Source organism: Brevundimonas sp. (assembly GCF_031082345.1).
In the GTDB taxonomy this organism is placed as follows: domain Bacteria; phylum Pseudomonadota; class Alphaproteobacteria; order Caulobacterales; family Caulobacteraceae; genus Brevundimonas.
The window spans coordinates 1-6,991 of record NZ_JAVHLH010000106.1; the positions used below are offsets into that span (position 1 = coordinate 1).

Annotated in this window: 4 protein-coding genes and 1 pseudogene; 1 reads left to right on the forward strand and 4 read right to left on the reverse strand. The window is 70.9% G+C overall.

Annotation, left to right across the window (positions count from 1 at the left end; all coding sequences use genetic code 11):
* The 3 genes and pseudogenes from RDU12_RS08410 to RDU12_RS08420 all read right to left on the reverse strand — a co-directional run.
* Positions 1–1,978: pseudogene (locus tag RDU12_RS08410) on the reverse strand (hypothetical protein); the annotation flags it as partial.
* Positions 1,975–3,765, reverse strand: a complete 1,791-nt coding sequence (locus tag RDU12_RS08415; protein ID WP_374990200.1) for an autotransporter assembly complex family protein — start codon at positions 3,763–3,765, stop codon at positions 1,975–1,977. The pseudogene RDU12_RS08410 and the gene RDU12_RS08415, both read right to left, overlap by 4 nt.
* A 98-nt stretch (positions 3,766–3,863) precedes the next feature.
* On the reverse strand, positions 3,864–4,118 hold the full coding sequence (locus RDU12_RS08420) for a hypothetical protein (protein WP_300291266.1): 255 nt from the start codon (positions 4,116–4,118) through the stop codon (positions 3,864–3,866).
* Positions 4,119–4,255: 137 nt separating this feature from the next.
* Between RDU12_RS08420 and RDU12_RS08425 the strand changes: the two genes are divergently transcribed.
* Complete coding sequence (locus tag RDU12_RS08425; RefSeq protein WP_300291264.1) at positions 4,256–5,992, forward strand: ATP-binding protein; 1,737 nt, start codon at positions 4,256–4,258, stop codon at positions 5,990–5,992.
* A gap of 10 nt (positions 5,993–6,002) precedes the next feature.
* On the opposite strand, the gene RDU12_RS08430 is transcribed toward RDU12_RS08425, so the two are convergent.
* Positions 6,003–6,991: CaiB/BaiF CoA-transferase family protein (locus tag RDU12_RS08430; RefSeq protein ID WP_308684435.1), on the reverse strand; the 989-nt coding region annotated here is incomplete at its 5' end.

Below are 6,991 nucleotides of genomic sequence, written 5' to 3' on the forward strand. Positions count from 1 at the left end.
CGTCGGAGGCGTCGGCGTCGCGCCGGAAGCTCAGGTCGAGGGCGGCGTCGGTGAGGATCAGCGCCCCGGCGCTGACACGGCCGAAGGCGGCTTTCAGGTCGGCCGTGGGCCGCGCCAGCGTGCCGCCGACCGTTCCGTCGCCCGTCATGGCGCCGTCGATCTCGACCGGGCCGACGCCGAACGGACCGCGCGCGTTCCAGTTCATCGCCAGACGCAGGCGGCCATCGCCCTCGATGAAGCCCCGCGCCGCCGCATTGCCGTGGGCGCCGGTCAGTCGGGCGGAGTCGACGACCACGCGCGCGTCATTGAGCGCGCCGACCAGCTGCAGTCGGGGCGACGGCCCCAGCAGGCGGTCCAGCTCGCCGACGCCGAGGGCGAAGCCGCGCCCGCGCCCGTCGAAGGTGATCTGCCACGGCGTGCCCGCTCGCGGCATCGAGGCGGCGATCGTGCCGCCGAAGGCGCCTTCGGCGCCGTCGCGTAGGCGGGAGGCGTCGGTGACCTCGGCCCGGCCGCGGAAGCCGAGACCGCCCAGCAGGTTGCGTCCGCCCGTGCCTGTGACCTTGAGGGCCCGGCCGGCGGCGTCCAGCCGTTCAAGCAGGATCGAACCGTCCGCCAGGCGCGCGGCCTCGAACTGGACCCGCGGGGTCGCGCCCAGCAGCCCGCCGACCATCCCGGCCGTCGAACCGCCCGCCACGCGGACGTCGCCGTCGATATCGTACCGGCCGTTGCGGGCCTGGATGTTGACCGGCCCGCGAACGCGTTGCGCCTGGTAGCTGGACAGTTCGGCGTCCCGCACGTCGATCGAGCCGTCGAGGCTCCAGGCGGCGGCGTCGCCCCGGAACAGGGCCGACCAGGTCGCGGCCCCGCCGAACGGCCGCCCGGCCAGCCGGGTCAGGGACGGAGTCGAGACATTCACGCGGATGCCGCGCGGCGCGCTGCGGTCGCTGACGCGGACCAGGCCGCTGGCGCGGGAGGTCAGGTTTTCGGAGACCAGCCGCCAACCGACGCCCTGCAGGCCGTCGTCATTGCGGTCCGGGGCCATGGCGAGGGCGAATTTGGCGGTGCGGCCGATCCGGCGCGCGAACGGTTCCAGCAGGTCCGAACCGGAGAAGTCGACGAAGCCGGCGATGTTGGCCTGATCAGGTCCGTAGGCGCCCTTGATGGTCAGCGGGGTGAAGTCGCCGGTCCGCACCATGGCGTCCACCACCTCGCCGTTGACGATCGCGGTCGCCACAAAGGGCTCGTCCGGAGAATAGCCGAGGGCGCCGGCGATCGGGCCGCCGCGGGCCTCCCGGGCGCGCAGGTTCACGCGCATGTCGGCGATGTCGTCGCTGATCCCCGCCGTCAGGCGCAGGAAGTCGCCGGGCCGGCTGTTGCTGTCGGCGTTGACGACGATCCGCTTCAGTCCCTTGCGCGGGACCTGGGCCTCGCCCGCCAGCTTCCAGCGGCCGTACTCCTTGCTGAAGCCCTCCAGAAGTTCGACGTCGGCCGAGAAGCGATCGATGTCGATCGACAACGGCTGCGGGCCCGGCGGTTCGGTCGACGGCTCGACCAGCGGGCGGCGGATCAGACGGACGACCTCGGCCTCGATCTCGGTGGCGTGAAACCGGCGCAGGACCAGCGGCCACCAGTTCCAGTCGACCCGAACCTTGCGAGCCTCCAGCCACACCCCGTCGGCGTCGGTCACCGTCACCCGGTCGATGGTGAAGTCGTCGAACAGGTCGCCGCGAACGCCCTCGACGTTGATGCGGCCGTAGCGGCCGACCTTCTTGCCCGCCACGAAGGTGGTCACCAGATCCCGTCCGGAATCCGACAGCAGATACATCCGCCCGCCGACCGCGGTCACCAGCAGCAGGGCGGCCAGGATCGCCGCCGCCATGCCGCCGAAGAAGGCCAGGGCCTGCAGCCGCGTGCGCTTCTTCCGGGCCTTCACCGCCGGCGTCTCAGGCGCTTCCGATGGCGGAGTCGCGTCGGTCAAAACGCCTGTCCGATGCTGACATAGACCTGGAAGTCGGCGTCGCCCTCGCGCTTGTCCAGCGGGAAGGCGATATCCGCCCGGATCGGGCCGAACGGCAGCTTGTAGCGCAGTCCGAAACCGGCGCCGTAGCGCAGGTTGCTGAAGTCAGGGACCTGATCGAACCCGATCGCGCCCGCGTCGACAAAGACCACGCCCTGGAAATTCCGCAGCACGTCGCGTCGCACCTCGGCCGCGACTTCGAACAGGCTCAGGCCGCCGCGGGGCGTGTTGTCGGGCAGGCGAGGGGCGACGCCCTGATATTCGTAGCCGCGCACGGATCCGCCGCCGCCGGAGTAGAACAGGCGATCGGAGGGGACGGTCAGTTCGTCGCCGCCGAGGATCGATCCGAGCCGCACGCGGCCGGCCAGAACCGTCTTCGCATTGTCCTGGATCGGCAGATAGGCCGTCGCCTGCGCCTCGGCCCGCAGGAACACCGTGGTGTCCTCGCCCGTCACGGCTGTGGGTTGGGCCGAGGTGGTCAATCGCCAGCCCGTGGTCGGATCCAGCGGGTCGTTGGAATAGTCAAGATAGGCGCTGCCGCGGCCCGTCAGGATGAACAGGTCGCGCTTGAGCTCGATCGGCGCCCCCGTGACCGGATCAAAGCGCTTCTCGTCATACTGGCCCGCGTCCAGGCCGACGCCGTAGCTGAACCACGAGGTCTTGCCGATCCGCTGCTGCAGGTCTGCGGCGACGGCGGCGGCGGTCCTGCGATAGGCGTCCGTGTCCTCGTTCAGCACCGCCGCCGACAGTCTCAGCGTCCGTCCGGGCCGCCGCCAGTGGGGCAGGCGGAAGTCGACGCCCAGCCGGCTGTCGACGTCCGCCGCGCGCGCCTGCCAGATCAGGGTGTCGGCGCGCCCGAACCGGTTGTGCCAGGTCCAGATCAGGTCGACGCCGGACCCCTCCGCCGTCGAGAAGGTCGCGCCGGCCTCGAGAATCCGCCGGGGGCGATCGGTCAGCGTCACCACAATCGGGCGGTTGCCGTCCGGCAGGGTCTGGTCCGTTGGCGCAAGGGCGACCCCGACGCCGTCATAGACCCCTGTCTCCAGCAGCCGGCGCTCCAGTTCGGCCACGTCTTCCGGGTCGTAGACCTCGCCCGCGCTCCATGGGGCCAGACCCGCGACCCAATTCGGATTGGTCGGGCCGCGCGTCTCCAGCCGAACGCCGTCGAGGCGGACCAGCGGGCCGGCGTTGATGTTGTAGGTCGGCTCGACTGTCAGGGTGGCGTGGTCGACCACGACGCGCCGCGGCTCGGCGCGGGCGTCGGCATGACCGCGACGGTTGAGCCCGGCGACGATCCGTCCTTCCCCGGAGATCACATCGACGGCGCGGCCCGGTTCCCCCGCCTCCAGGGCCAGATCGCCGAGAACCTGTTCCTGCAAGGCCGGGGCCGGCGGCGGTTCGATCCAGTTGACGATCGGATCGGTCAGGGCGAAGCGCGGGCCGGGCGTCACGTCGATGATGGCGATCGGCGTTTCCTCGCCCTCGACCACGTCGTCGAGGACCGGCTGATAATAGCCCTCGGAACGCAGAAGGGCCTCGGCCGCCTCGAGCGCGCCCCGGGCGCGCCGGCGGGCCTCGAACCGGTTGGACGGGGGACCGTCGACCTCGCCGATGGCGCGCTGCAGCTGCTGGCGCAGCGCGGCATCCATCTCGCCGCGCACCTCCGCCCGAGGGTCAGCCGCGGCAGCCGAAGCCAGAAGCGCGAATCCCGCCACGCTGGAAAGAAACAGGGCGGGCCTCAACGTCAATCTGGAACCTTCATAAGCGGGCGGGCGCCCTGTGAATGTCGGGCGGGCGGGGGTCGCATCCGCCGGCGGTGCAAATGGGGCGCCGCCCTGCTGTCAGGTCAGTAGAACAGGGTCTCGCTGTCCGGCTGGACCGATTCTTCCGACGTGCGCTTTTCCGTCGGCGATCGGCTGTTGTCGGGGGGCGTATCGGTGGCGCTGGGGGCGGCGACCGGCGCCTGGACTTCCTCGATGCTGGGCGCGACCGGCTCTTCGATCGGCGCATCCATGACTTCGGGCTCGGCGGGACGCGGATCATCGCACGCCGTCACGGCGAATGCGCTGGCGATAGCGACAAGGGCGAAAAGGCGTTTCATGAGTCAGCTCCCCGGATCGGCGTTCCAACGCGCGGCGGTATTGACTGTTCCATAGACAAGATCGCGCGTCCGGTCATCACACGCGGCAACCAATCCTTTTCCAATTCGCGCGAAGGTGGCGAACTGGAGGGCCTTCAATGACGGCGACCGCCTACGCCATGGTTTCGCAGGTGCGATGCCGCGAACTGCTGACGCGTCTCGCCCTGGCCGCGTTCATCGGCGCGACGGCCTGGTTCATGGTCCCGGGCGTCTGGCCCGCCGTCTGGTTCGGCGCCGTCCTGGCCACCCAGGGACTGGACTGGCTGGTGTTCCGCCGGTTCCGGGTCAACCCGTCCTGGGAGCCGGATCGGGCCTATGTGATCCTGTGCAGCATGACCACGGTGCTGGGCGTCGTCGTCTACGCCGGCATCACCGCCTACCTGTGGTTCCGGGGCGGCGACGTGGGGCGCATCTTCGCCATGGTCCAGTGCGCCGGGGGGCTGCTGCACGTCAGCCTGCACATGCACCCCGTGCGTCCGATCCTGATTTCGGCGGTCGCCTCCCACGCCACCTATTTCCTCGGCCTCCCGATCTTCGGCGCGGTGGCCACCCGCAACTGGTCCGAGTTGCTGATCGCCATCGGATGCCTGCTTTACCTGAGCCATCTGGTCGTCGCCGTACGCCAGAGTTCGGTGACCACGACGGCGCTCAAATCGGCCAGGGACGCCGAGCAACGCGCCCGTCAGAAGGCCGAGGTGGCCAGCGCCGCCAAGTCCGACTTCCTCGCCGTGGTCAGCCACGAGATCCGCACGCCGATGAACGCGGTGATTTCGGCCGCCAACCTGCTTCGGCGCACCCGGCTCGACACCCGCCAGCGCGAGCACGTCTCCATGCTGATCGACGCGGGCGATGTGTTGATGGGCCTGCTCAACGACGTGCTCGACTTTTCCAAGATCGAGGCCGGCAAGATGGAGCTGGAGAGCGCCGACATGATCGTGCGCGAGCGGTTGGCGACCCTGGGCCGGCTGTGGGAGCCGCGCGCCATGGCCAACGGCGTCCGGCTGACGCTGCGAATCGCGCCCGAAGTTCCGGAAGCGGTCCGCACGGACCCCCTCCGCTTCCAGCAGATCCTGTTCAACCTGCTCTCCAATGCGGTGAAGTTCACCGAGGACGGGGAGATCGTCGTCGCGGTCGACTGGGACGGCGCCCGCTTGTCGGTCGCGGTGTCCGACACCGGCTGTGGCATTCCCCCGGACCGGCTGGCGCAGGTCTTCAACAGTTTCGAACAGGCCGACGTCGGCACGACCCGACGCCATGGCGGCACGGGACTCGGGCTCTCGATCAGCCGCAAGCTGGCCGAGATCATGGGCGGAACCCTGACGCTCGCCAGCGTCGAGGGGCAGGGCTCGACCTTCACCCTGTCGCTGCCGGTGGAGGCGGTCGAGGGCGCCGCGGCGCGGCCGCAGCGTCAGGTCGAGACCTCGGACACGCTCCGGGGCCGGTCCATCCTCGCCGCCGACGATCACGAGGTGAACCGGCGCATCCTGACCCTGCTGCTGGAGCCCCACGGCTGCCGTCTGACCCTCGTGGAGAATGGCGCCGAGGCCCTGGACGCCGCGTCGAACGAGCCGTTCGACGCCATTCTGATGGATATGCAGATGCCGGTCATGGACGGGCTGGAAGCCACGCGCCGCATTCGCCAGGGGAAGGTCAACGGAGGCACGCCGGTCATCGCCCTGACCGCCAATGCGCTCGACGCCCACCGCGCGGCCTGGGACGCGGCGGGCGTTCACGCCTTTCTGACCAAGCCGATCGACCCGGTCATGCTGGCGGGAACCCTCGCCGAAGCCTGCGCCGCCGAGCGTCGGGAACCGGTCGACAGCGCCGTCGCCTGAGGGCGCGGCGTCAACGCCAGAGGGCGACCGCCTCGTCGAGGGACAGGGCCGGCGGCTGCGGCGCCGGTCGGGGGGGCTCGCCGTCAAATCGCGGCGCAGGGGCGGGCTGGACCCCGTCTCCGACCGCGAAGGTCCCGCGCGCGACATTGTGGGGATGGTGCGGCGCTTCGGACAGGGTCAGCACGGGCGTGACGCAGGCGTCTGTCTGGCTGAACCGGGCGGCCCAGTCGTCGCGGTCTCCCGTGGCGAACACGGCGGCGAAACGGGCGTGCAGGCCGCTCCAGCCCGTCAGATCGAACTGCGGCGCGTCTTCCGCCGGGATATCCAGCCCCTTCAGCAGGGCCGCATAGAACTGCGGCTCCAGCGCGCCCACGGCCACGAACCGGCCGTCGCGGCAGGCGTAGCAGCGATAGAAGGGGGCTCCGCCGTCCAGCAGGTTGCCGCCCCGGGCCTCGCTCCACAGCCCGCGCGCCGCCAGCGCGTGGAACAGGCTGGTCAGCAGCGCCGATCCGTCGGTCATGGCGGCGTCCACCACCCGGCCGCGTCCGGTGCTCTTCGCCTCCAGCAGGGCGGCCAGCACGCCGGTGACCAGCAGCATGGCCCCGCCGCCGTAATCGCCGACGACGTTCAGCGGCGGTCGCGGCGGCCGGTCGGGCTCGCCCATCATCGACAGGGCCCCCGACAGGGCGATGTAGTTCAGGTCGTGACCGACATCGTGCGCCATCGGCCCGGTCTGACCCCAGCCGGTGATGCGGCCGAACACCAGCCGGGGATTGCGCGCCGCGCAGACGTCTGGACCGAGCCCCAGCCGCTCCATCACCCCGGGCCGAAATCCCTCGATCACGGCGTCGGCCGTGGCGATCAGGTCCTGCACCCGGGCCAGGTCGGCCGGGTCCTTCAGGTCGACGGCGACGGCGGCGCGCCCCCGGTGCAACACCGCGCCGCCGACGTCGGTGAATACCGGCGCGCCGGCCGAGGCGCTGCGGGTCAGGCGCAGCA

Excerpts from the sequence above, each read along its gene's own strand:
- RDU12_RS08420 (WP_300291266.1), bottom strand. The coding sequence starts at position 4,118 with ATGAAACGCCTTTTCGCCCTTGTCGCTATCGCCAGCGCATTCGCCGTG.
- RDU12_RS08425 (WP_300291264.1), top strand. The coding sequence starts at position 4,256 with ATGACGGCGACCGCCTACGCCATGGTTTCGCAGGTGCGATGCCGCGAA.